Source organism: Myxococcus llanfairpwllgwyngyllgogerychwyrndrobwllllantysiliogogogochensis, assembly GCF_006636215.1.
GTDB lineage: Bacteria > Myxococcota > Myxococcia > Myxococcales > Myxococcaceae > Myxococcus > Myxococcus llanfairpwllgwyngyllgogerychwyrndrobwllllantysiliogogogochensis.
This window is the reverse complement of sequence record NZ_VIFM01000653.1, coordinates 1-550: the sequence shown is the minus strand read 5'-3', so window position 1 is coordinate 550 and position 550 is coordinate 1. Positions and strand designations below refer to the sequence as shown.

Below are 550 nucleotides of genomic sequence, written 5' to 3'. Positions count from 1 at the left end.
CTTACTGCACGCGCTGCCACGTTTGCGAGCCCCAGAAGGGCGCCAGGTAGCCGCGCACTTCCAGCTTGGCGCCGCCATCGATGGGCGTGAAGCTGGCGCGGTATTCCTTGCCGTTCTCGGGGTCGAGGATCCTGCCGCCTTCCCACACGTCCTTGCCCTCGGCCTTCCTGCCGCCGCGGATGATCTCCAGCCCGGCGATGGGCTGGCCCTTGCGGTCGTCGGTGCATTCCTGGCACGCGGCATCGGGCTGGGTGTCCTTCTTCAGCGACTTCTCGATGCGGCCCGTCAGCGCGCCGCCCGACTCGGTGATGCGGATCTCGGCCTTGGCCTCGCCGCTCTTGTCGTCGATGCTGCGCCACGTCCCCACGGGAGACATCTGGGCCCAGGAGGGCAGCGCGGCGGCTGCCAGTGCGATAGCCAACAAAGCGTTTTTCATGGCGGCATCCCTGTGGTGGGGTTGGATGGAATGGAAGGCCGGGGGCGGCCGGATCAGGCCAGTGCGGCGTCGGTGTCCATGAGCGGCTTGGAGCCTGCGCGCGCGGTGCGCATC

The 550-nt window shown here is 68.5% G+C and carries 1 protein-coding gene; it reads right to left on the bottom strand.

The window, feature by feature from the left end; genetic code table 11:
* Nucleotide 1: 1 nt before the first annotated feature.
* On the bottom strand, nt 2-550 hold a 549-nt coding region (locus FJV41_RS57175; RefSeq protein ID WP_220137991.1), incomplete at its 5' end, for a DUF2147 domain-containing protein.